This window comes from Pseudomonas caspiana, assembly GCF_002158995.1.
GTDB lineage: Bacteria > Pseudomonadota > Gammaproteobacteria > Pseudomonadales > Pseudomonadaceae > Aquipseudomonas > Aquipseudomonas caspiana.
Genome location: NZ_LOHF01000003.1, coordinates 1 through 23736, shown reverse-complemented (window position 1 = coordinate 23736; position 23736 = coordinate 1). Strand labels below are relative to the sequence as shown.

Genomic DNA, 23736 nt, shown 5'->3' with positions numbered 1-23736 from the left:
TTATTGAACCCCTGGCGCGTATTGGGTGACGGCCTGCGCAGATGCAGCCTGAGCGTTGGTGAGAGGCGTCGGGCTGATCTGCCACCAGGTTTCCAGACCCACGTCGTAAACCGGCTTGATCCTGGGCATGCCAAAGCGATTGGCGTACACCACCGGTGTGCCCTTGGAGTAGTAATTCGGGATCATGTAGTAGCCCCAGAGCAGCACCCGGTCGAGGGCTCGGGCATAACGAATCATTTGCTCGCGGTTGTTAGCTGCTACCAGGCCGTCAATCAGCTGGTCTACGGCCGGGTTGCGCAGCACCATGGCATTGGAGCTGCCCACTTGCGTTGCGCTTTGTGAACCGTAAAGGTTGTACAGTTCGCGGCCCGGAGAAATCAGCGGGTTGCCGTTTTTCGGGAAGGTCACCACGATCATGTCGTAGTCCCTGGCGTTCAGACGGTTAATGTATTGGGCCGAGTCAACGCGGCGAAAATCCAGGGTGATGCCCATCTGTGCCAAGGTGCGTTTGTAGGGCAGCACCAAGCGGTCGAAGCCGCCCTGGCCGTCGAGAAAACTGAACGTCAGCGGCTCTTCTGCAGCATTGACCAGTCGGTTGTTTTTCGGGTGCCAGCCTGCCTCCGCCAACAGTTTCAGGGCCTGCATCTGCTTGTCGCGAATGTAGCCGCTGCCATCGGTTTTCGGTGCTTGATAGACCTTGCTGAACACCTCTTCGGGGATCTGGCCGCGTAACGGTTCAAGAATCTTCAGCTCTTCAGCGTCGGGTAGCTGAGTGGCGGCCATCTCGCTCTTGGGAAAAAAGCTCTGCTCACGGACATAAAAACCGCGCATGATCTGATTATTGAGCCACTCGAAATCCCACAGTAGCGACAGTGCTTCCCGAACCCGGCGATCCTGGAACAACGGCTTGTCCAGGTTGAAGACAAAGCCTTGGGCAGCCACCGGGCGAGCCTGCGCCAGAATGTTTTTTTGCAGTCTGCCGTCGTCGATGGCCGGCCCCGAGTAGCCGACGACATAGCCCGCCGAGGAAAACTCGCGGTTGTAATCGAAGCTTCCGGATTGAATCAACTGACGGGCAATTTCCGTGTCGCCATAGAAATTGACTTTCAGGCTGTCGAAGTTGTACAGCCCGCGACTTACCGGCAGGTCACTGGCCCACCAGTCCTTGACGCGCTCAAAACTGACGCTGCGCCCTGCATCGACTTGAGAAACACGATAGGGACCGCTGCCCAGCGGGGCTTCGAAGCCACCACCGTTGCTCAGATCACGTGACTTCCACCAGTGTTCGGGCAGCACGCGCATACTGGCCAGATCCAGCGCCAGTGTGCGATTGAGATTGTTCTTGAAATTGAAGCGAATCTGCAAAGGGCCTTCGATTTGCACATCCTTGACGTCCCCATACAGCGGCCGATAACTGAAACTGCCTTTGCTCATCAGCAGCTCGAAGGTATAGCGCACATCTTCGGCAGTGATCGAGGTGCCATCGTCAAAACGGGCCTTGGGATTGAGGAAAAAGCGCACCCACAACCCGTCCGGATCACGCTCCATTTTTTCGGCAATCAGGCCATAGACCGTATAGGGTTCGTCCAGTGAGCGATACGCCAGGGGCGAGTACACCCAACTGTCGATCTGACTGACGGAGATACCCTGATCGACGTAGGGAACCAGGTAGTTGAATGCACCGATTTCTTCTGCCGAGCGGCTTAGCGAACCGCCTTTGGGCGCGCCAGGGTCTACGTAGTCAAAGTGCGTGAAGTCGGCGGCATACTTCGGCGCCTCGCCGTACACGGTCAACGCGTGAGCGGGTGATGCATGGCTCAGCGGGGACACGCACAGAAACGCGGTGCCGAGCAGTACGCGTCTTAATGAAAAACGGTCACAACACATCATTGGGCGATCCTTTGTTCGCGGTTCAACATTTCGATGAGTCTCGAGGGTGGCGCAAAAAAGGCCCCCGCCCTTGCAGGCCGGGGGCATCAGGCGCAAATCCGGGGCGCGTGGAGTGGCGCTCCCCGGGGTTCGACTCAGAAGTGATAGGTGGCGCGTGCGAACAGGGTCCGGCCCATAGGGTCGGCATAACGAGGGTCGTAACCGCTCTGGAAGTTGTAGGCCTGGTTGGTGAATGGCGGGTTACGGTCGAACAGGTTTTTAACCCCCGCATCAATGTCCAGTACCTTGTCGAAGGTGTGACCTACAGACAGATCCCAAAGCGTGTATGACGCTACTTTGTCGTGGGTGGTACGGTCATAGTCGTTGTAACCGCTGGTGAAACGGTTGCTCAGCGACGCTCGGCTGTCACCCAGGTTCCAGGTGCCGGTCAGTACATGCTTCCAGCGAGCGATGACGCCATCACCCTGGAAGTCACCGACTTTATCGGTATACGGGCCGTCGATGATGTTCTGGAAGTCATACCGATTGACGTAGGTGCCTTGCAAGCCCAGGCCGAATTGGCCGATTGGTGTGTTGGGGAAGCGATAGTCCAGCGACACGTCGACACCGCTGGTCTTGACGATCCCCAGGTTGGCGTTGCCGGTGACGATGTTGGCAATGGAGCCGTCGGGGTTGCGGATGAAGCGGTCAGCGTAGGTACCGGCTTCATCAAAAACAGTCGACTCCGGGAACGACTGGATCTGATTGGAGATATGAATCCACCAGAAATCCAGACCCATGGACAGGTTTTGAACCGGCTGATAGACGAATCCAACTGTGACGTTACGCGCTTTTTCAGGCGCCAGGTCCTGGTTGCCGCCGCTGCGGTTCAAGAACTGCTGGCCACAGTCGCGCCCGCCATTGCCGCCCGGTTGTACCACGCCGCCAGCGCACAGGATCGGGTCGTTATAGTAGCCCTGGGAGTATGTCAGGTTGCTGGGGGCGTAGAGTTCATACAGCGTAGGGGCGCGGAACCCCTCGCTATATGCACCGCGCATGACCAGTTCCTTGAATGGCTGGAAACGGAACGAGTACTTGGGGTTGGTGGTGCTGCCGAAGTCGCTGTATTTGTCGTGGCGGATAGCGGCAGACAATTCCAGGCTATCGAGCACGGGCACGTTCAACTCGGCGTATTGCGCCTGAACGCTGCGATCGCCTTCAACACTACCGGCGGAATCCACACCCAGGCTGCTGATGTCATCGGCGAATGCTTCGTAGTTCTGATGCAGTTTTTCCTTGCGGTACTCACCACCCAGGGCGAGGCCGGCAGGGCCTGCGCCGAACCAGTCACCGACCTCCCGGCTAACCCTGCCATCCAGACCCACCACGCGGCCTACTGCGGTTGAATAAGCCCCGTGGTAAGCAGCGTTTTCGATGTATTGCTGACCGGCTGCCGTCTGCGGTCCGAACGGGTTGAGCAGCCCGCTGGCCAGGCCGTTCCTCATTGCTTCGTCGCTGACATAGCCGCCGGTGACTCTGGAAATGACTTTGTTCTGGTTGTAGGACGCGCCGACGTTGTAGTCCCAGCCCGCTACCAGCCCGTCAAAACTGAGGAGGAAGCGCTGGCTGGTGTTCTGATCCTTTGAGCTGCGCCCGCCAGCAGCGGTTTCCCGCCAGTTGACGTCCACCGGCTGCGTGGGGTCGATCACGAAATCTGTCGGCGCGGGGGTAATGCCGTTACCTGGAAAATACGGCGATGAGGGGTCAAGCGTCAGACCGGTCAACGGTGCCGGGGCAATAGACGTCGCGTTGTTGTTACGCGCCCAGAAATACTCCAGATTGACGTTGTGATCGTCAGCAAGCTTGCCGGTAGCTTTGCCGAATACCGACGTCTTTTCGGTCTCTGGCATCAAGTCGATATATTGCCGCGTGCTGAAGCGGCAGACACCGTCCCGGCTCAGCAGGTTCGGGCCGCTGCAATTACTGGGGGAGAGCGGATTGGTGCTGTTGCCGTTCTGTGAATAGTTGCCGGGGAAGGCTGTACCCGAGGTCTGATCCAGGCCTCGGCCGGGGGCGAAGTCTGTAGCGAAGGAGCGATCCTTGGCGGCCAGGCTTTCCTGCTTGTTGTAGTTGAAGACACCCATCACGTTGAAGCGATCCTCTTCAAGATCACCAAACCCCCAACTGGCGCTCATGTCTTTACTGTTGCCGCCGCCATCTTCGGTGGGCGTCTCGCCGCCCAGGCTCAAGCTGCCGTCGGTCAGTGATTTTTTTGTGATGAAGTTGATGACACCGCCGATGGCATCGGTCCCGTACAGCGCAGACGCTCCGTCACGCAATACTTCGATCCGGTCGATTGCTGCAAAGGGAATCATGTTCAGATCGATGGCACTGCCATTGGGCGTGCCCACCCCAGACATAGCGTTGTTGGCCAGACGACGTCCGTTGAGCAGAACCAGCGTCTTGTTGGCACCAATACCGCGCATATCCGCATAAGACGCGCCGCCTGTAGCGGCACCGACCGAACCCGCACTGTTGTTGATCGACTGGCTGCCGGTGATCCTCTGGACCATTTCCGCCGTCGTCGTGACACCTTCTTTGCGCAGCGCATCGGCACGCAGAATAGTGATGGGCACTGCCGTTTCCGCGTCAACCCGGCGGATCGCCGAACCAGTCACTTCTACCCGTTGCAGTTGAGTGGTGGAGGGCGCAACCACAGCCGCAGTCGTCGCAGTGGCCGGGGCGACTACGCTGCTGGTGCTCTCTTCGGAGCTCTCGGCTGCGTGCACCTGGCCTGCCGTCATGCCCATGGCGACCAGGTAGAAAGGAACGAACCGGTGCCGCTGTATCGAGGCAACCATGGGTTTGAGGGTAAAACTGGGAAACTTCATCAGCATGGTAATTTCCGACTTTACATTTATTGGATTGGCCTTTTGGGCCCCGATTGCTCCGGTTGGGTTGTGCCGGCCCCGGAATACCCTTCTTCAAGCAAGCCGCTCCCCACCACGAATTTGCTCATTCATGGGCGGCTGGTTACGACGGGATCAGTGCTCGGTGCCTGGCGGGGTCGCCAGGCACCGATTTATCGGGAGGTCATCACGGAAATCTTCGTGATGCCGGAGCGCTCAATGGAGGCCATGGCTTTTGCAACCTGGCCGTAATTGACGTCAGTGTCGGCTTGCAATTGCACGCGTACTTCCGGGTCCTTGGCCTTGACGTCCATCAAGCTTTTCTCCAGTGATTCGGGGGCCACTTCTTCCTTGGCCAGGAAAAACTTACCGTCCTTGTCGACGCTGACTACCACCGGATCTTTTTTCTCGGCAGCCGCCACCGCATCGGTTTTCGGCAGGTTGACCTTGATCGCGTTGGTCATCAGTGGCGCGCAGACAATGAACACCACTAACAGAACCAGCATCACGTCAACGAGCGGGGTGACGTTCATTTCGCTGACGACTTCATCGCTCTCTTGAGTGGAAAATGACATTAGCTGGCCTCCTGCACGGGGCTGGCTTGCTTGTTGACGATGGGCTGGCGGGTCACAGTGAAGGCACTGCGTTGAGCGAGGGCATCGAAGTCATGGGCGAAATCGTCCATGTCGGCGCTGGCGAGCTTCAGGCGACGCAGGAAGAAGTTGTAAATCAACACTGCGGGCACTGCGACCGCAATTCCCACACCCGTGGCTACAAGGGCATGTCCGATAGGACCTGCGACAGTTTCCAGGCTGGCGGAGCCGGTAACGCCGATGCTTTGCAGGGCCTCCATGATCCCCCAAACCGTCCCGAACAGACCGATGAACGGGGCGGTGCTGCCGATGCTGGCGAGGATCGCCTGACCATTCTCCAATGAGCGCCGCTCGCGCTGTATTTGCTGGCGCAGGTTGCGTTCGAGCCGGTCGGCCCGGTTGATGGTATGGGCCAGTTGTTGAGTCGTGCGCGGTACGTCCGGGGTCGCCATGGCTTCAAAGCCGCTGTTGGCGATGCGTGCGAGCGACCCTGGGTATTGGCTCGCGTGCTCGGCAGCGGTCAACAGGTCCGGAGCACTCCAGAATGCTTTGGTGAATTGTTTGTTCTGGGTTTTCTGCCGCAGGTACTGAGCGGACTTGATCATCAGCAACGCCCAGCTCAGGACCGAAAACAACACGAGTGCCCAGAGCACGCCAGGGACAATAAGGGATGAGATCGATTCGTTCATAACTACACCTCGCACACTTGAATTTAGGGATGACTTGTCAGTGGGTGGCCGTCATTGCGGCAACTTGAAATCAATGGTCTGGGTTGCAAAACCTTCAATCGGCGTGTCGCCTCGCTTGGCCGGAATAAACTTCCAGTTACGCACTGCCTCGACGGCAGCTTCGTCCAGTTGCTGTTTACCGCTGGAACGCGTGACCTCTACGGCACCCGCACGGCCGTTGGGCAGAACCTTGATGCGCAGCACAACGGTGCCTTCCCAGTTACGACGCAATGCCAGCGATGGATATTCCGGAGGCGGGTTGCCAAGGCTTGCCAGGCCTGATATCGCTGCAGACTCCTTGACCGGACCAGGCGCAGCGGCAGGTGCCGCGGGGGCTGGTGACGGTGCAGCGGGCGCTGCCGCAGGAGCTGGAGTCGGTGGCGTCACTGGCGCTGGCTTTTTCGCAGGCTCGACTTTCTTCACGGGCTTGGGCTTCTCCACCGGTTTAGGTTTTTCCACCGGTTTGGGCGGTGGTGTCACTGCATCCGGATCTTCCTCGGGCGGTTGCTCGGGTTCCGGTGGCGGAGGCGGCGGTGGTTCGGGAGGTGGCGGCGGCGGTGGCTCCGGAGTTGGCGGCGCTGGTGGCACGGGACTACTCAGCTCGACCGTCATCTCTGGCACTTCGGGCGGTACTTCGAGCGGTGCGGGTTGTGCACGATGCATGAACCACCACAGCGCGCCATGAACCACCAGTGAGGCCGCCACCAACAATAGAATCTGACGCTTTCCCAGGCCGCCAGGCGTGGAGGTATTGCGGACAAATGCAACGCCTGGAGCATCCTCGAACCGGTCAACCTCGACAGGTAACAGCCGCTTCTTTTTCGTTACCGCATCATTCATCAAAGCTCCCTCGTCTAGATGAAGGGCAATAAAGTCCGATCAAATATTCAGAAAATATTCGACTATTAGTGTTCAGGTTGAGGGCAGGTTGTCACCTGCAAGCAATAAGCGCGTCAGAGCTTATTGCGGATAGTGGCTCAATGCCTTTTACAGAAACAGTGCATCGTTACTTCCTTATATAGGTACCGTTGGGCGGCGTTAGATAATCAAAAGGGCTCACGGTAGATCATGTTCGAATGTGTTTCTCATTTGTTACAAAGCAATACATATGCCAGTTATTTGAATGGGGAGGCTAATCGATAGGCACTTAAAAAGATGTCGCATTACTGTAAGTTTTGAGGGGTTTTTACTATTTAACGGGCGACAAGTTTCATCCGGTGGCCTTGATCTCGATAAAATCAAGGCGAGCGGATCCATCCCTTTAATTGGGCGCTGTAAGAAAGTGCCGATACTCTTAAGGTGACGGTTGTTGCACCATTGAGGAGAGGATTGTCTCGTTTTGGTGCTTATTTAAGTTATTGATTTACATAGATTTTATCTCTTTGTTGTAGGCGAGAGTCACGGTTTGCTGGTGTGCCCTGCACGCCAAAGAAAATACGCTGGTGACACTTGGGGTGCAGAAGTGGCCGAGTGCGCTAAATCACGTTTCCACTGTGCTATCTCTATTGAAGACTCCGGTGGAATAGGGGGCGGCCCTGGTTTTTTTTCGTAGTACACCACGACTGTACATGGGTGGATTGACGGGTTGTGCTCGATAGCAATAACAAACGACTAACTTGCCGTTGGATGAAAAAAATAAATGGCTGTGCTTAACCTGCTAGTGCGCAGAGGGGCGTGAATTATTTTGCCGGGCGCAGAATAACCCTTGCGGTCGAGCAAGTTTAATAACTAAAGCAGTGGGCAGATGATCAGGCGCAATAACGCTCTGAGTTTAAGTTACAAACTCAGGTGACCATAGAGGAGGGCGCGTGCGTGTAGCACGCCAGGTCAATCAGCGTAAGTTCTTTCGGCATGCTTTCAAGGAAGTCATCGAGGTAGGCATCACACGCTTGCATATCGTGAGAGGAGAAAGAAGAGGACGGAGAATGAGTGACGGAAATGGCGCTCGTTGCTGACGCCTGCCCATCGCCCAGTGGCGTATTGTCAGGGCAACGCCAAGGGGTTAGAGCGTTCACCAGGGATGACAGGTTAAACATAGGTAAGACTTCCTTTTCTGCCGCATTGAAACCGCAAAATTTTGCTTCGCGATCTGCACTGTTTAAGAACGGGGTGCCGTTCAACGTTTGTCATTGGTGCGTTGTACGCCGCCTGAATGGGTTATTTCAGGCTTAGCCAATGGCAGGGCTTTGTGCTAGAAAAAAACGTGCCAACTTGGTACGGGCGTACGAATCAGGCGCCGCTCCAGGCTGGCCGTGCTGACGCTGCAATGATCTTCGTGTGCGAGCATCCAGTGTCGCGCGCTCATGCGGGCAGTAGCAATTGCGGCCTGCGGTCTTTGCCGGTAGGGTGACTGGCTGTCTGGCAAGGAGCTTGAAATGACTCAGTTAACCCCGCCCGGAGTGGCGGATGCAGCACCCGATCGACCTAAGCAGCGTCGCGCGCCGAAAGGTGAAAAACGCCGTGAAGAACTGTTGGATGCGGCCTTGCAGGTGTTTTCTCTGGAGGGTTACAGCGGAGCATCGGTGGCCCAGGTGGCTGCAATCGTGGGGATCTCGGTCGCCGGTCTGTTGCACCACTTCCCCAGCAAGATTTCGCTGTTGATGGGCGTGCTGGATCGGCGGGACAAGGCCAACAGCCGTATCGCTGAGGAGGTTCGTACAGACAAGAGCCTGTCCGGTTTGCTGGGAAGCCTGCGTGCGATCAATCGCTCAAATGCCACAGCGCCCGGAGTGGTGCGTGCATTTACCATTCTCAACGCGGAAAGTCTGGTGGAAGGGCATCCTGCCTGGGACTGGTTCCAGGAGCGCTATCAGATCATTCACGAGCGTCTGATCGGGCAGTTCACGGATCTTGTCGAAGCGGGAGAGGTGCGGGCCGATGTCGACCTGCCGGGCCTGGTCCAGGAAATCCTGGCGATGATGGATGGCTTGCAGATTCAGTGGCTGCGCTTTCCGGAGAAAGTTGATCTTGTCGAGCGTTTCGACAGCTACATCGCACGGGTCGATGAAGCGATAAGGGTTCGTCCCTGAACCTGTCCGGACCTCGTCAAAGGTCCGGCTCTATCCCTGAATCAGCGTCTTAGTTACCGCTTGCGCTGCCTTGAGTGGTGGTGTCATCGGTGGTGTCGTAGCCATCACCTTCGCTGGTGTCGCTATCGCCGGTGCCTTGATCAAGCACACCGCCGGTTTTGACTGCCGAATCACGCAGCGTCGAGTTCAGCGCCGAGCGTGGCAGCGGGTTGCTGGTAGTGGTCGACAGTTCCTGACGGAACGGGTTGACCAGCTTGGCGTTCAGGCGGATATCCTGAGACGACGCGCCCACCGACAGGTTGAAGCTGTCTGCGTCCACGACCCATTGCTTGCTGTCCACATCGTAGTAAGCCAGCGAGCGATCGTTGAGCTCGATGGTGACACGCTTGCTTTCGCCCGGCTTCAAGAACACTTTCTTGTAGCCTTTCAGCTCCTTGATAGCGCGCTCGACTTTCGGGTTCTGCTGGCCAACATACAGCTCGGCCACTTCGGAGCCACCTACCTTGCCGGTGTTGGTCAGGTCGAACGACACCTTGATTGGCGTGTTGCCTACCGCGACACCTGGAGTAACGGTGATGTTGCTGTAGCCGAAGGTGGTGTACGACAGGCCGTAACCGAACGGATAGAGCGGCTTGATGCCTTTCTTCTCGTAACCGCGATAGCCAAGGAGCAGGTCGTCCTTGTAGCTCATCGTCTTCAACGTTTCTTCGTTGTCGAATTTCGGGAACGTCGCGTAGATCGGGTTATCTTCGATGTTGCGTTCGATACTGATCGGCAGCTTGCCCGACGGGTTGACCTTGCCGAACAGGATTTCAGCCAGAGCCTGACCGCCGTTCTGACCCGGGTAGAACGCGTGCAGCGCAGCCGGAACCTGATCGATCCAGTCGCTCATCTTCAAACCGGTACCGCCATGCATGGTCACCACGGTGTTCGGGTTGACCTTGGCGATGTTCTGAATCAGCTCGTTCTGGAATTCAGGCAAATCGAAGCTGTGGTCGAAACCTTCACCTTCGTATTCGTTGCTGTTACCCACTGCAACCAGCACGGCATCGTACTGAGACAGGTCCTGCGGAGCAGTCAGCGAAGCCCAGCTCATTTGCACGCCAACCAGGCCGCCCATGGTCGAGAGGTAGCCGTTGCGACGCGAATATTCCAGCTTGATGTCGTAAGCCTTGCCTGCTTCCAGGTTGACTTTGGCGAACACCGGAATGGTCGGCGGGATGCTGTTGTTCGGCAGTGGCTTGCCGTCACCGTTGTCGAGGATCTTCTTGCCGTTCACGTACAGACGTACTGCGCCGTCGGCACGGACCTTGAACACTTGCTCGCCGCTGGTGGTCGGTGTGATCTGACCGGTGTAGCGGATCGAAGTGTTCGACGTGTCACCGTTGACCGGCAGAGAGTCGGTGGACCAGTCCAGATCGACGTGTTTGTCGGTACGGGTCGCGGCAGCATCACCGGACCAGTTGGCGTTGGTGAAGAACTCGGTTTTCAGGCCGTTGACGCTTTTGCCATCGCTGTCTGCGTGGCTCCAGGTCGTGGTGCTTGGATCCAGCGACAAGCCGTCGATGAACTCGACCTTGGCGTTAGGTGCCAGTTGCTGCAGACCGCTCAGCTCGCTGATGTAGTGAGCAGCCATGACGTTGGCGCTACCGAACCCGGTAGGCGGCGCGTACTTGGCCAGGGTGCCGACCACAGCGATTTTCTTGACTGTCTGCTTGTTCAGCGGCAGCAGGTTGTTATCGTTTTTCAGCAGCACGATGCCTTCACGCGCAGCGTTCAGGGCTACCTTGTTGCTGGTGGCGCTGTTCATGTTGTGCGCGGTCAGCGGTGCTTTGCTGTCGAACTTGTACAGGTAGATCTGTTTGAGAATGCGGCGGACCTTGTCATCGATGGTCGCTACGTCCAGCTCACCGCTGTCCAGGTAAGGCTTGAGGATGGTGCTATTCATCTGATAGCCCATCATGTCCAGGTCGGTGCCTGCCTGAGCGGCGTTCAGACCGTGGACTACAGCGTTGTAGTCGCTCTGTACGAAACCTGGATAGCCCCATTCTGTTTTCAGAATGTCGCGCATCAGGTGTTCGTTTTCGCAAGCGAACTCACCGTTCACTTTCTGGAAGGCGCACATCATCATCGCGACCTTACTGTTCTTCGAAGCGGATTCGAAGGCAGGCAGGGTCATTTCGCGCAATACGCGCTCGCTGATGGTTTCGTCCAGGTTGAAGCGGTTGCTTTCCTGATCGTTGGCCGCGTAGTGCTTGGCGTTCGCCCATACACCGCGGGACTGAATACCGTTGATTACAGCCGGGCTGAGGCTTGCACCCAGGAACGGATCTTCACCGGAGAGGTACTCGAAGGCACGACCACTGTAAGGCATGCGGTACAGGTTGACACCTGGGCCAGTCACGAACTGGTAGCCGCCGGTGGCAGTGTCATAACCCAGTGCACGACCCAGATCGATAGCGCGACGCGGGTTCCAGGTAGCTGCCAGGTTAGGACCGGACGGATAAACCACGCCCTGAGCGTTGCCTTCGCTGGTGTAACGCACGCCGACGCCGCCGTCAGCGCCGTGAATCTGCGGGATGCCATATTGAGTCAATGGCTTCACATCCCAACCACCGGTGCCGCCGATATAGGCCAGCTTTTCTTCCAGGGTCATTTTTTTCAGGGTTTTTTCTGCGGCCTTCTCGGCACGGCTTACCTTGCCTTCATCCAGGGATGGGCTGGTGGCCGCGCTGGTGGCTGCGTGGACCTGTGATACTGCCAGCGCCAGCAAAGCAAGTGCAGACTTCGCACCGATCATTTTCCGTTTGTTCATGTATTTCTCCGACTACCAATTTTCAAGTTTTATGCTGTTAAAGGCTGCTCAAGTCTGATTGCTCACGAACTTTTATTCGGGCAATACTTCACCTTCTTCGCGACTTTCCGAGTATTAATCTCAGTGCGATAGTTAGTGTTTTAACGTGTATTTATATTGTAAGAATTATGTGTTGCATGTTTTTACTTGATATCTAAATGCCATCAAAAGATGGCACTTTGATTCGCGTTGGCGGCATAATTAAGGCAATTCTTGCTAGGAAAAGTCAAACAAAAGCTGGTTTTCAGTGAATTTTGTTTTTTTTGCTTACAAATTTGAACCTCTGCTAAACCTACTGGTCGATTGGTTTAAGAATTTTCGGCGTGCGAGCTAATCTTGGTTGCTGGCACAACGCCGAGGTTCTCCTTAGTTGCGATCTCACTGGCCTTTGTTGATGGGGGATAGTGCGCGGCTGGTTATTATTATTTGCTGGGAGATAGTTTATGAAGTTGCCTCTGATTGGTGCAGGTGTCGTTCTGGGTTTTGCACTTAGTGGTGCTGCAATTGCTGCCGAAGCTACCGATGCCGATGCGAAATCGGGTGCTACCGATTCCACGGTGCTGACCCAGACTCAAGACGCCAAAGCGTTGAAAAAACAGCAAGCCCAGACCACCAAAGGTGGTCGTCCGCTCGACAGCACAAAAAACAATTCGCAAAAAACCTCGAATTGATGGTCTAACCGTTTTTCTGCCTGCCTCCTGATCCGATCCCGATTTGGTCAAGAGGCTGGTAACCTTGCCCCTTCGATCTGTACAGATGCCCGCACCTATGTTGTCCGCCCCCGTCGATACCTCCCGATTAGTGATCCCCGATGCCGAGCAGGTCTGCGCCTGGCTGATGGAAAATGCCGGTCTGAAGACCGTTGATCTGGAACGTGCCCGGCGTTTGGCTCAGGAGTCGGCGCAAGAGTCTGAAGCTGCTGAGCTGTTGGGCCTGCTGACCCGGTTGGGTCTGGTCTCCGAATTTGAATTGGCCCGTGCCTGGGCGGCCTTGCTTGATGCGCCGCTGGTGCTGGCAGAGTCCGCGCCACCGATACTGGACCCGTTGCCGCCACTGACTGAACGCTTCATGCGTCACTATCAGATCGTGCCGCTGGGCTGGAGTGATGGTGGCTTGCGCGTACTGGCGGCCAATCCACACTTGCTATACCCGTTTCAGGCCGTGGCCTACGCTTGCGATGTGCCGGTCTGGCTATCGGTCGGCCCGCGCAACGAAGTCGAAACCCTTATCGAGCGTTATTACGGCCAGGGTCGCTCAGCCATGGGCACCCTGATCGAGAACCTCGACGAAGAGGGCGGCTCGCTGGAAGACATCGAACACCTGAAAGACATGGCGTCCGAAGCGCCGGTGATTCGTCTGGTCAATCTGATCCTGCAACGCGCTGTCGAGCATCGAGCCTCCGACATCCATATCGAACCGTTTGAAAGCCAGCTCAAAGTCCGCTATCGCATTGACGGTGTCCTGCACGAGGCCGAAGCGCCGCCGTCCAGTTCATCGGCGGCAGTGATCTCCCGGGTGAAGATCATGGCCCGGCTTGATATTGCCGAGCGTCGTCTGCCTCAGGACGGGCGGATCATGCTGCGTATTCAAGGTAAAGAGCTGGATTTGCGGGTCTCTACCGTTCCTACCAGTTTTGGTGAGTCGGTGGTCATGCGTTTGCTGGATCGGCAGACCATCAACTTCGACTTCCCGAGCCTGGGTTTCGATGGCGAGCGTCTCGACGAATTTCTTGAAGTGCTCGAACGCCCTCACGGCATCTTGCTGGTGACCGGTCCGACCGGCTCCGGTAAAACCACCACGCTCTATACCGCGCTGTCCCGGCTCAATACCGCCGAGCGCAAGATCATCACCGTCGAAGACCCGGTGGAATACCAGCTCGAAGGCATTAACCAGATTCAGGTCAAACCGGCTATCGGTCTGGACTTCGCCGGGGCGCTGCGTTCTATCGTGCGTCAAGACCCGGACGTGATCATGATCGGTGAGATGCGTGACCTGGAAACCTGCCGCATCGCGATTCAATCCTCGCTCACCGGTCACCTGGTGCTCTCGACCCTGCACACCAACAGCGCAGCGGCGAGTATCACTCGTCTACTGGACATGGGCGTCGAGAGTTATCTGATTGCGTCCACCGTGAACGGCATCCTTGCCCAGCGTCTGGTGCGTCGTCTCGATCCAGCGACCCGCGAAGCGTTCGAAGCGCCTCCTGAGTTAATAGAAGAGCACGGACTTGATCGTTTTACTGACGAACGTCCGATCATGCTGTACCGTCCACGCCCCGATGCGCCGGGCGGCGGTTATCGCGGACGAAGCGCGATTACCGAATTGCTGGTCATGAATGAAGAACTGCGAAGCCTGCTGATGCGTCACGCGGACGCGTCAACCCTTGAACAGGCCGCACGCCGTGGCGGTTTGCGTACCTTGCATGAAGAAGGTCTGCGTCAGGCCGTCGCCGGTGTCACCTCTCTTGAAGAAGTGCTGCGTGTGACTCGCGGTGACGGCAATTGAGTCTGTTCAAGTTCCGCGCTCTCGACAGCCAGGGCGTTGCCCAGAACGGCACCCTGGACGCCAAGGATCAGGACGCAGCAGTTGCTGTTTTGCAAAAGCGCGGTTTGCTGGTGCTGCAAATCGACCCGGCGGGTATGGGCGGCCTGCGTAATGCCTTGGGGCGCGGCATGCTCAATGGCGCGGCGCTGGTCAGCTTTACCCAGCAATTGGCGACGTTGCTCGGTGCCGGTCAGCCTCTGGAACGATCATTGGGAATCCTGCTCAAACAGCCCGGCCAGCCGCAGACCCGGGCGTTGATTGAGCGCATTCGTGAACAGGTCAAGGCGGGTAAGCCGCTGTCGGCAGCGCTGGAAGAAGAGGGCACGCAGTTTTCTTCTCTTTATATAAGCATGGTCCGTGCAGGCGAGGCGGGCGGTGCGCTGGAAAGTACCCTGCGTCAGCTCAGCGATTATCTGGAACGCAGTCAGTTGCTGCGCGGTGAAGTGATCAACGCGCTGATTTACCCGGCATTTCTGGTGGTGGGTGTTTTAGGTTCCCTGGCTTTGCTGCTGGCTTATGTGGTGCCGCAGTTCGTGCCTATCTTCAAGGATCTGGGTGTGCCGATCCCGATGATCACTGAAGTGATTCTTGGGCTGGGCGAGTTTTTAAGCGCGTATGGGCTGGCGGTGTTGGCCGGGCTGATCGCGTTGATCTGGCTGTTGGTGTTGCGTCGCAAGGACCCTGCGCGCCGTGAGCGTCACGACCGGCGTGTGCTGGGAATTCGCATCATCGGCCCACTGTTGCAACGGATCGAAGCAGCGCGTCTGGCTCGGACCTTGGGCACGCTTCTTAATAACGGCGTTGCTTTGTTGCAAGCCTTGGTCATCGCCCGTCAGGTCTGCACCAACCGCGCGCTGCAGGCGCAGGTTGCGCAAGCCGCCGAGTCGGTAAAGGGCGGCGGTACGCTGGCCAGTGCCTTTGGCGCCGAGCCGCTGTTGCCCGACCTTGCGTTACAAATGATTGAAGTCGGCGAACAGGCCGGCGAACTGGACAGCATGCTGCTCAAGGTCGCCGATGTGTTCGACGTCGAGGCCAAACGCGGTATCGACCGCATGCTCGCCGCGCTGGTGCCTGCGCTGACCGTGGTCATGGCCGGGATGGTGGCGGTGATCATGCTGGCGATCATGCTGCCGCTGATGAGCCTGACCAGCAATATCTGAATTTCGAAAGAGGAAACGATTGTGATGAGTTTCAGCCGTAAACGCTTCAAACCAGGCCGCAGACAAAACGGCTTCACCTTGCTGGAAATGCTCGCGGTTATCGTGCTGCTGGGTATCGTGGCGACCATTGTTGTGCGTCAGGTCGGCGGTAACGTCGACAAGGGCAAATACGGCGCGGGCAAGGCGCAACTGGCCAGCCTGTCGATGAAAATTGAAAGCTATGCGCTGGACGTCGGGTCGCCGCCTAAAACCCTTCAGCAGTTGGTGGAAAAATCCGGCAATGCTTCCGGCTGGGCAGGCCCGTACGCCAAACCTTCGGACCTCAAAGACCCGTTTGGTCACGCGTTCGGTTATCGCTTCCCGGGTCAGCACGGCACGTTTGATCTGATCTTTTTCGGCCAGGACGGCCAGGCGGGCGGCGAAGGTTACAGCGCTGACCTGGGCAACTGGGAATAATCACCGATCATGAACAGTCGTGCTGCAAGCCGTGGTTTTACCCTGATGGAAATGCTGGTGGTCATCGTCTTGATGAGCATCGCCATTGGCCTCGTAGGGTTCGGTTTACAGCAGGGCCTGAGCGCGGCGAAAGAGCGCCAGACCGTGGGGCAGATGGTCAACGCGTTACGCGCGACCCGGGTCAAGGCGATCGTCACCGGGCAGCCTGCGCGGACTGTTTTTGACCTCCGGTCGAAAGCCTTCCAGGCCCCGGACCAGCGTATTCACCACTGGCCGCCGGAATTGCAGGTGACTTTGCAGACGGCTGCGGAGATGGGCTCGACTGTCGAGTTCTACCCGGACGGCGGTTCCACCGGCGGCAACCTGACTCTGGTTAATGGTGACCGGCGCTGGCGCATCGATATCGGCTGGCTGACTGGCAGTGTGCAATCCAAGGCGTTGCCATGAGCGGCGGCAGCCAGGGTGGTTTCACCTTGCTGGAAATGCTTGCAGCGCTGACCGTGATGGCGGTGTGTAGCAGCGTGCTGTTGGTGGCTTTTGGGCAAAGTGCGCGCTCGTTGCAGCAAGTTTCGCACAGCGACCGGCTGACACATGCCGCGCGTACGATTCTGGATCAGGAAGCTGCGGGGCCGTTGGAAAACGGCACCCGGCAAGGTGTTCTGGCGGGCGATATCAATTGGCAACTGGATATTCAGCAGATGCCCGGGCGCAATGGTCAGGCGCGGATGTTTCGCCTGGACCTTAGCGTCAGTGAACATCAGCGCCGGGCACAGTTCAGCACGCTCAGGTTACGTGGCGCAGTCACCGGAGCCGGATCTTGAGACCGGCCCAGCGTGGTTTCACGCTGCTGGAAATCATGTTGGTGCTGAGCCTGCTGGGTGTATTACTCGTCCTGGTCGGTGGAGCGATGCTCGGCGCCAACCGCGCTGTGCTCAAAGCCCAGCGTTACACCACCAGCCTGGACGAGATGCGTGCAGCGCAGAATTTTTTGCGAGATTCCATCGGGCAGGCTTTACCGCTGGACAGTTCGGAAGACGACAGCGAAAGTAGCGGCTTTTTTGTCGGCTCCAGCCAACGGTTGCAGTTTGTTGCCACCTTGCCGGGCGAGTTGGGCGGCGGGATTCAATTGCACACCCTTGAGGTAAAGGATCGGGAGTTGCAGGTCGCCTTCGCGCAGATTCTGAGCACCGCCGATGGCACGACTTCCAGACCGTGGGGCGACCCGCAGGTGCTGGCGCGCAACGTCGAGTCGCTGAGTTTGAGTTACCGAGGGGTCACACCCAAAGGTGAGCCGACTGGCTGGCTGGCCGACTGGCCCTGGCCAACGCGCTTGCCGCGAGCGGTTCGTATCGACGCGAAGCTCAACGGTCCGGTGCCATGGCTGACTGAAGTGGTCGCGCTGCGGCTGGATCTGTCGGGTGGAGCGGGCGGCCAATGAGGCCTTCATCCAACAGGCAGCGCGGTGTCGCATTGCTGCTGGTGCTATGGGCTTTGGCACTGCTTAGCCTGTTGCTTGGCAGTTTGGCCAGTTGGGTGCAGCTGGAAAGTCGTCAGGCATTGTGGGCTCGGCAGCATACTCAGGCGCAGTTGGCAGCTGAGGCCGGTCTGGCCATGGCCGTGCAGGGTTTGAGTGACCCGCTGGAACGTAAGCGCTGGATCGCCGATGGCCGGGAAGTTGCATTGCGCTTCGATGATGCGCAACTGCGAATCAAGGTCCGCAGCGAGCGCGGCAAGCTGGATTTGAACAGCGCCGTGGCGGGCGACATTGCCCGTCTGGCCCAGGCCTGCGGTGCCGGGAAAGATCAGGCTGCGGCCATGGCCCAGGAAATTGAAAGTCGTCGCGGCTCGGGCTCACCGCCGCTGCGGGTGATTGAAGAGGTCAGGCAGTTACCGGGCATGACCCAGGCGTTGTATAGCCGGATGCTCCCGGAAGTGACCTTATGGAGCGGGCTGGATCGACCGGAACCTGCATTTGCCTCGCCTTTGTTGCGCCGGGCCTTGAACCTGCCAAACCAGAGTGCAGTGGGCAGTGATCCGGGTGAAGTATTGATGATTGAAAGTTACGCGCAACGCCCCGGCGGTTTTTATGCCGAGCTGCAAACCACTGTTTTGTTGAGCCCATCGGAGGGAAGCGCACAGCCTTATCGGGTCCTGCGTTGGCAAGAATGAATCGACTATTTTCAGCGCGGCAGATGACATTGCCTGCGCCCTTACTGGCTCTGGCCGAGCGCATCGCCCAGCAGTGGCGCGGCAGCCTGCTGCAACGCGGCTGGCAACTGTGGCTGGCGGAACTGCGGGCCTGCATGCCCGAGAAACTGCAGCGGCTGTTGATTCACGACACGCCGGAGCACCTGCATGCCTGGCCATTGGTGGAATCCTTGCCGGTTCTGCCTGCCAACGTACAACAGATTTTGTTGCTGCCGCCCTCGATGGTATTGGTGCAAACCCTGCAACTGCCACTTGCTGCGGCTCGTGACTTGAACACCGTGGTCGGTTACGAGTTGGATCGTTTTACCCCGTACGATGCCTCACAGCTGTATTTTGTCGCCCGACAGGACAAGCGCAGCGGGGCGTTTATTCACGTCACTCTTGTGGCGATTTTGCGTGAGCGCCTGGATGCGATTCTCACTGAATGTGCGACCTTCGGTCTGCAGCCACACGCCGTGGATGTAGGCAGTGATCAAGCGTCACGACTGGGAGTTGACCTGTTGCCTGCTCCGTTGCGTCCGCGACAGAAAAGCAACGGTCTGGGCCTGCAACGCAAACTCCTCTGGCTATGCGGCGGCCTGTTGATCGTCGCCATGTTTCTCTGGCTCGACAGTCGCCAGCAGCTATTGGAAGAAATGCAAAGTACCGTTCAGGCGCAAAGAGCCCAGGTCGCGCAGATCCAGAAAATCCGCCAGCAACTGACCAATACTCGCGGCGCTGCGAGCTACCTGATCCAGCGCAAAGCCGCGCAACCAACGTTCGCCTCTCTGCTCAACGAACTGACGGCTTGCCTGCCGCGCGACACCTGGATCGACCAACTGGAAATCAATGACAGTGCCGAAGTTTCGTTTTCCGGGCAAAGCGCCAAGGCCAGCGCCCTGATCGCCCGGGTGAAAGATTGCCACAGTCTGGACAACGCTCAATTCCAGGGTGTCATCCAGCCTGACCCACAAACCGGCAAGGATCGCTTCTCGTTGCGCGCTCATTTGCATCAGGAGGCCGCCAATGCGCCGACCACTGACCAGCCGTGAACGTCGCGGTGCTGCGCTGATCGTACTGGCGCTGGTGCTGTGCTTCGCCTATTGGCTGCTGATCGACAGCTGGTTTGCCGGGCCGCTGCGTGACATCGATGCTCAGGCCGACCAGCTACGTGAACAGCAACAGCGCTATGCGGGCTTGCTGAGCCAGGGCAACACGCTGAAAAAACAACTGGAACAGGCCCGCAATGATCCTGCCAGCAGCACCAGCCTGTTGCCCGGCGATGATCCCAGCGCCGTGGCTGCCGATTTGATGCAGCGCATCGCCGATTTGATCAACAGTCACGCGACTACCGGTGGCGGCTGTGCCTTGACCCAGCGTATGCCGATCACGCCGGAACAGGACAGCGCCGAGCCGTATCGCCAGGTCAAAGTCAGCCTGACGCTGGAGTGCGCCATCGAACCATTGACAGCAATCCTGCATGAGCTGGAGTACCAGCGGCCGTTTCTGTTCATCGATGAAATGAGCGTGCGCCGTGGTGCCGATGCTCCGAGCAAAGGCGGGGCTGGCAAGCTGGTCGCGCATTTGCTGGTCCGTGGTTATCTGCAACCGGCAGGCGTTGAAGACACGCCTGAAGCTGACGAGCCGCCCGACGCTCAAGAAGCGCCTGAAACTGAAGAGGATGCCCAATGATCGGTTCATTGCGCTCCACCGAATGGGGCTTGCTCGGTCTGGCGGCCGTTCTCGGTCTGGTCATCACCGCCATTGTCAGCGGCGCAGCCAATTCACCAGACTGGTTGCCCGCGCAAGCTCCGCGCTCGCAAAACGACAACGCCGGAAAAGCCCATGTCGCCCCGAGTGCGACGCTGCAAAGCCTTGCGCAAACCTGGCAAGCCCCGCTGTTCAGTACCGACCGCACGCCGGATCGCTCGGTTGGCAAAGCCCAGGCGTCCAGCCTCGCAGGACTGACGTTGACCGGTATCATGATCGACGGCGAACTGCGTGTTGCCTTGATCAAGCGCGCTGACGGACCGCCGCTGAAAGTGCACCAGGGCGAGTCACTGCCCAACGGCTGGAAGCTGGAAAAGCTGACCCCGATGCAAGCCGATTTTTCTTCCGACGGTCGCACTCAAAGCCTGGCGCTACGTGCGCTGCGTTTGCCGCCGCCGTCCAAAACACCACCGATTTCTCTTCCTCGCGAGTCCACCCAGTAAATGGCTACTTCTTCAGGCGTTCGTCAATTCCCTCGCTTGCGCACTCCCATGTTGTGCCTGGCCACAGCTGTCGCCCTCGGCGGTTGTGCCTCCACGCCCAACAATTACGATCAAGACAGCGACATGTTGCGCGAGGCCCTGAACGGCACCGGCTCGCAACGTCCACCTGTCGATCCGCGCAGTGAGCAGGCGACCCTCGACACTCAACAAGGCCAAGCGTCACAGCCTCAACCCGCCACAGCGCCCACCAGGCAGTTGATCCGTGGCAACCAGCAATTCGTGCGCAAGCCGACGGCCGCTTCATCATCTTCAGCACCTGCCGGTCGTGATTCCGAAGTCGGTGATATCGTCTTCAACTTCACCAATCAGCCCATTGAAGCCGTGATCAACAGCATCATGGGCGACCTGCTGCACGAGAACTACAGCATTGCCCAGGGCGTTAAAGGTGATGTGAGCTTTTCGACCTCCAAGCCAGTCAACAAGCGGCAAGCGCTGTCGATCCTCGAGACGCTGCTCTCCTGGACTGACAACGCGATGATCAAGCAGGGCGATCGCTACGTGATCCTGCCTGCCAATCAGGCCGTGGCGGGCAAGCTGGTGCCTGAGATGACCGTCTCCCAGCCAGCGGCGGGTATGTCCGCACGTCTGTTCCCGCTGCGCTATATCTCCGCTACCGAGATGCAGAAACTGCTCAAGCCGTTCGCCCGTGAAAACGCGTTCCTGCTGGTTGATCCGGCACGCAACGTATTGAGCATGTCGGGTACGCCGGATGAACTGGCCAATTACCAAGACACCATCGACACCTTCGACGTTGACTGGCTCAAGGGCATGTCGGTAGGCGTGTTTGGCTTGCAGCGCGCCTCGGTCGGCGAGCTGATGCCGGAACTGCAAAAAATGTTCGGCCCTGACAGCGGCATGCCGTTGGCGGGCATGGTGCGTTTCCTGCCCATCGAACGGACCAACTCGGTGGTGGCGATTTCTTCGCAGCCGGAATACCTGCGTGAAGTCGGTGACTGGATTCGCACCATCGACGAAGGTGGCGGCAACGAGCCGCAGATGTACGTCTACGACGTGCGCAACATGAAAGCCACCGACCTCGCCAAGTACCTGCGCCAGATCTACGGTAACGGCGCGATCAAGGACGACTCGGCGGCCAAGGTTGCACCGGGCCTGCGTACCCGCACTCTCTCTTCGTTGAGCTCTGGCGGTACCTCCAATGGCATGAATAACAGCAGCGGCGGCTTCGGCGGCATGGGCGGCAACAGCAGCGGCATGGGCATGGGGATGAGCAATAATCAGAACCAGAGCATGGGCAGCGGCGACGAAGAGCAGGACAGCGAGGGCAGCGAAGAAAACCTCGACAGCGAAGCCGACAGCGGCGCGGAGCAGGGCGGTGGCACCGGCAACACGCCCAAGGGCATCGACGCCAGCACCCGCATCACCGCGCAGAAGAGCAGCAACCAGTTGCTGGTGCGTACCCGCCCGGCGCAGTGGAAGGAAATCGAAGCGGCCATCAAGCGCCTCGACAACGCTCCGTTGCAAGTGCAGATCGAGACGCGAATTCTCGAAGTCAATCTGACCGGCGAACTCGACCTCGGCGTGCAGTGGTATCTGGGCCGTCTGGCGGGTAACTCTGGCACCACCAATATTTCCGATGTCGCCGGTAGCCAGGGCGCACTGGGCGGCGGCGGCCTGGGGGTTCAGAATTCCTCGCTGTTCTACTCGTTCGTCAGCAGCAACCTGCAGGTCGCCTTGCGTGCGCTGGAAACCAACGGCCGCACTCAGGTGCTGTCGGCACCGTCCCTGGTAGTGATGAACAACCAGCAGGCGCAGATTCAGGTCGGTGACAACATCCCGATCAGCCAGACCACGGTCAACACCAACAACTCCGATACCACCCTGAGCAGCGTCGAGTACGTGCAGACCGGTGTGATTCTGGATGTCGTGCCACGGATCAATCCGGGCGGCCTGGTGTACATGGACATCCAGCAGCAGGTCAGTAATGCGGACACGTCTACTATCACCGATACGCAGGCCAATCCGAGCATTTCCACCCGTTCGGTCTCGACTCAAGTTGCGGTACAAAGCGGCCAGACAGTGCTGCTGGGCGGTCTGATCAATCAGAACAATGCCGAGTCCTCCAGCTCGATACCGTATCTGGGCAAGATTCCCGGCCTGCGCTGGTTGTTCGGCACCACCAGCAAATCCAAGGCGCGCACCGAGCTGATCGTGCTGATCACGCCACGGGTGATCACCAGCAGTAGCCAGTCGCGTCAGGTGACCGATGACTATCGCCAGCAAATGCAGCTGCTGCGTCCTGAAAAGGTCAGCCGTACAGGTGTGAGCGACTGACGCGCGTAATCCACTCAGCGCTGACCTGAAGAGCGGCGGCGCTCATTCGAGGTGATGAACCATGCTCAAAGTGTTTGCCTTCTTGTTGTTCGCCGTGTGCGGGCTGGCTCAAGCCGAACAGCCGCTGTTGCGCGATCTGCCACTGGCTTACGTGGCGCAGGCCAGCACCGAAGTAAAAGGCAAGCCGCTAGTCATCTTTCTGCATGGTTATGGCGGCGACGAAACCAACCTGCTCAGCTTCACGTCGCTGATGCCGGATGACTACAACTACCTGGCGGTGCGTGCCCCCATGAACGCCAGGCAAGAAGGTTATCAATGGTTCACGCCACGTCGGGACTCGGCCTATTACGACGGTGTAACCTCGGACCTGAAAAGCAGCGGGCAATTGCTGGAGCAGTTCATCGAGCAGGCGACACGTAAATACCAGACTCAGCCGTCGAAGGTGTTCCTGGTGGGCTTCAGCCAAGGCGCGATGATGAGCTACGAAGTGGCCTTGCGTCATCCGCAACTGGTGGGCGGATTCGCAGCATTGAGCGGCCACATGCTGTCGGTGCTCAAAGCCGAGTTGAAGCCTGACCCGGCGCGGCAGAAACTGGCGATCTTCATCGGCCACGGCACAGCCGACTCACTGATCCCGGTCCAGGGCGCGAGCGACGCCGAGGCCTACCTGAAAGCTCAGGGGCTCAAGCCGCAATACCACGCCTATGCCGGGTTGCCTCATGGTGTGAATGAGACTGAGGTCAAGGATCTGGCGGGTTGGCTGGAGAGGGCGGTGAAGTCTGCCCGTTAGTAAACCGTTCTTTGTCCCTGACACCGCGCTGTTGCATGGCAAGTATCGGACT

The 23736-nt window shown here is 58.2% G+C and carries 21 protein-coding genes; 14 read left to right on the top strand and 7 right to left on the bottom strand.

Going from position 1 to position 23736, the window contains the following annotated elements:
* The 6 genes from AUC60_RS04900 to AUC60_RS04875 all read right to left on the bottom strand — a co-directional run bounded on the left by AUC60_RS04900 (window position 1) and on the right by AUC60_RS04875 (window position 8219).
* Window positions 1–1887, bottom strand: coding sequence for an extracellular solute-binding protein (locus AUC60_RS04900; protein ID WP_405623114.1), 1887 nt, complete (start codon window positions 1885–1887; stop codon window positions 1–3).
* A 137-nt stretch (window positions 1888–2024) separates the two neighbouring features.
* Window positions 2025–4766, bottom strand: coding sequence for a TonB-dependent receptor (locus tag AUC60_RS04895; protein ID WP_167384313.1), 2742 nt, complete (start codon window positions 4764–4766; stop codon window positions 2025–2027).
* Window positions 4767–4951: 185 nt separating this feature from the next.
* Window positions 4952–5353 carry an ExbD/TolR family protein gene (locus AUC60_RS04890; protein ID WP_087264981.1) on the bottom strand — a complete coding sequence of 134 codons (402 nt, stop codon included), beginning with the start codon at window positions 5351–5353 and terminating at the stop codon, window positions 4952–4954.
* A complete protein-coding gene (locus tag AUC60_RS04885) occupies window positions 5353–6060 on the bottom strand; it encodes a MotA/TolQ/ExbB proton channel family protein (RefSeq protein WP_087264980.1) in 708 nt (235 codons plus the stop codon). The genes AUC60_RS04890 and AUC60_RS04885 overlap by 1 nt, the downstream gene beginning before the upstream one ends.
* 51 nt (window positions 6061–6111) lie before the next feature.
* On the bottom strand, window positions 6112–6939 hold the full coding sequence (locus AUC60_RS04880; protein WP_087264979.1) for a TonB family protein: 828 nt from the start codon (window positions 6937–6939) through the stop codon (window positions 6112–6114).
* A gap of 944 nt (window positions 6940–7883) precedes the next feature.
* Window positions 7884–8219, bottom strand: a complete 336-nt coding sequence (locus tag AUC60_RS04875) for a hypothetical protein (RefSeq protein WP_144443229.1) — start codon at window positions 8217–8219, stop codon at window positions 7884–7886.
* 255 nt (window positions 8220–8474) lie between these two features.
* Between AUC60_RS04875 and AUC60_RS04870 the strand changes: the two genes are divergently transcribed.
* On the top strand, window positions 8475–9128 hold the full coding sequence (locus AUC60_RS04870) for a TetR/AcrR family transcriptional regulator (protein ID WP_087264977.1): 654 nt from the start codon (window positions 8475–8477) through the stop codon (window positions 9126–9128).
* 49 nt (window positions 9129–9177) lie between these two features.
* On the opposite strand, the gene AUC60_RS04865 is transcribed toward AUC60_RS04870, so the two are convergent.
* Window positions 9178–11943 carry a beta-glucosidase gene (locus AUC60_RS04865; protein WP_087264976.1) on the bottom strand — a complete coding sequence of 922 codons (2766 nt, stop codon included), beginning with the start codon at window positions 11941–11943 and terminating at the stop codon, window positions 9178–9180.
* Between the two features lie 482 nt (window positions 11944–12425).
* Between AUC60_RS04865 and AUC60_RS04860 the strand changes: the two genes are divergently transcribed.
* The 13 genes from AUC60_RS04860 to AUC60_RS04800 all read left to right on the top strand — a co-directional run bounded on the left by AUC60_RS04860 (window position 12426) and on the right by AUC60_RS04800 (window position 23684).
* Window positions 12426–12653 carry a hypothetical protein gene (locus AUC60_RS04860; protein WP_087264975.1) on the top strand — a complete coding sequence of 76 codons (228 nt, stop codon included), beginning with the start codon at window positions 12426–12428 and terminating at the stop codon, window positions 12651–12653.
* Window positions 12654–12750: 97 nt separating this feature from the next.
* Window positions 12751–14487, top strand: a complete 1737-nt coding sequence (gene gspE / locus AUC60_RS04855) for a type II secretion system ATPase GspE (RefSeq protein ID WP_167384319.1) — start codon at window positions 12751–12753, stop codon at window positions 14485–14487.
* The gene (gene gspF / locus AUC60_RS04850) at window positions 14484–15686 is read left to right on the top strand and encodes a type II secretion system inner membrane protein GspF (RefSeq protein ID WP_087264973.1); all 1203 of its coding nucleotides are present in this window, start codon (window positions 14484–14486) and stop codon (window positions 15684–15686) included. Before gspE ends, gspF begins: the two co-directional genes overlap by 4 nt.
* Window positions 15687–15710: 24 nt before the next feature.
* Window positions 15711–16142 carry a type II secretion system major pseudopilin GspG gene (gspG, locus tag AUC60_RS04845; RefSeq protein WP_027900819.1) on the top strand — a complete coding sequence of 144 codons (432 nt, stop codon included), beginning with the start codon at window positions 15711–15713 and terminating at the stop codon, window positions 16140–16142.
* A 9-nt stretch (window positions 16143–16151) separates the two neighbouring features.
* Window positions 16152–16589 carry a GspH/FimT family pseudopilin gene (locus AUC60_RS04840; RefSeq protein WP_080238180.1) on the top strand — a complete coding sequence of 146 codons (438 nt, stop codon included), beginning with the start codon at window positions 16152–16154 and terminating at the stop codon, window positions 16587–16589.
* On the top strand, window positions 16586–16963 hold the full coding sequence (locus tag AUC60_RS04835) for a type II secretion system protein (protein WP_087264972.1): 378 nt from the start codon (window positions 16586–16588) through the stop codon (window positions 16961–16963). The genes AUC60_RS04840 and AUC60_RS04835 overlap by 4 nt, the downstream gene beginning before the upstream one ends.
* Entirely contained in the window at window positions 16960–17580 is a 621-nt protein-coding gene (locus AUC60_RS04830; protein WP_087264971.1) for a prepilin-type N-terminal cleavage/methylation domain-containing protein, read from the top strand. Before AUC60_RS04835 ends, AUC60_RS04830 begins: the two co-directional genes overlap by 4 nt.
* Entirely contained in the window at window positions 17577–18311 is a 735-nt protein-coding gene (locus tag AUC60_RS04825) for a type II secretion system protein GspK (protein WP_087264970.1), read from the top strand. Before AUC60_RS04830 ends, AUC60_RS04825 begins: the two co-directional genes overlap by 4 nt.
* Window positions 18308–19381 carry a PilN domain-containing protein gene (locus AUC60_RS04820; RefSeq protein ID WP_087264969.1) on the top strand — a complete coding sequence of 358 codons (1074 nt, stop codon included), beginning with the start codon at window positions 18308–18310 and terminating at the stop codon, window positions 19379–19381. Before AUC60_RS04825 ends, AUC60_RS04820 begins: the two co-directional genes overlap by 4 nt.
* The gene (gene gspM, locus AUC60_RS04815; protein WP_087264968.1) at window positions 19356–20021 is read left to right on the top strand and encodes a type II secretion system protein GspM; all 666 of its coding nucleotides are present in this window, start codon (window positions 19356–19358) and stop codon (window positions 20019–20021) included. The genes AUC60_RS04820 and gspM overlap by 26 nt, the downstream gene beginning before the upstream one ends.
* Window positions 20018–20542 (top strand): general secretion pathway protein GspN, encoded by a 525-nt coding sequence (locus tag AUC60_RS04810; protein WP_087264967.1) that lies wholly within the window; start codon window positions 20018–20020, stop codon window positions 20540–20542. The genes gspM and AUC60_RS04810 overlap by 4 nt, the downstream gene beginning before the upstream one ends.
* On the top strand, window positions 20543–22894 hold the full coding sequence (gspD, locus tag AUC60_RS04805) for a type II secretion system secretin GspD (RefSeq protein WP_158099098.1): 2352 nt from the start codon (window positions 20543–20545) through the stop codon (window positions 22892–22894). It abuts the gene before it with no gap.
* A gap of 61 nt (window positions 22895–22955) precedes the next feature.
* The gene (locus AUC60_RS04800; protein ID WP_087264965.1) at window positions 22956–23684 is read left to right on the top strand and encodes an alpha/beta hydrolase; all 729 of its coding nucleotides are present in this window, start codon (window positions 22956–22958) and stop codon (window positions 23682–23684) included.
* The last annotated feature ends 52 nt before the right edge of the window (window positions 23685–23736 follow it).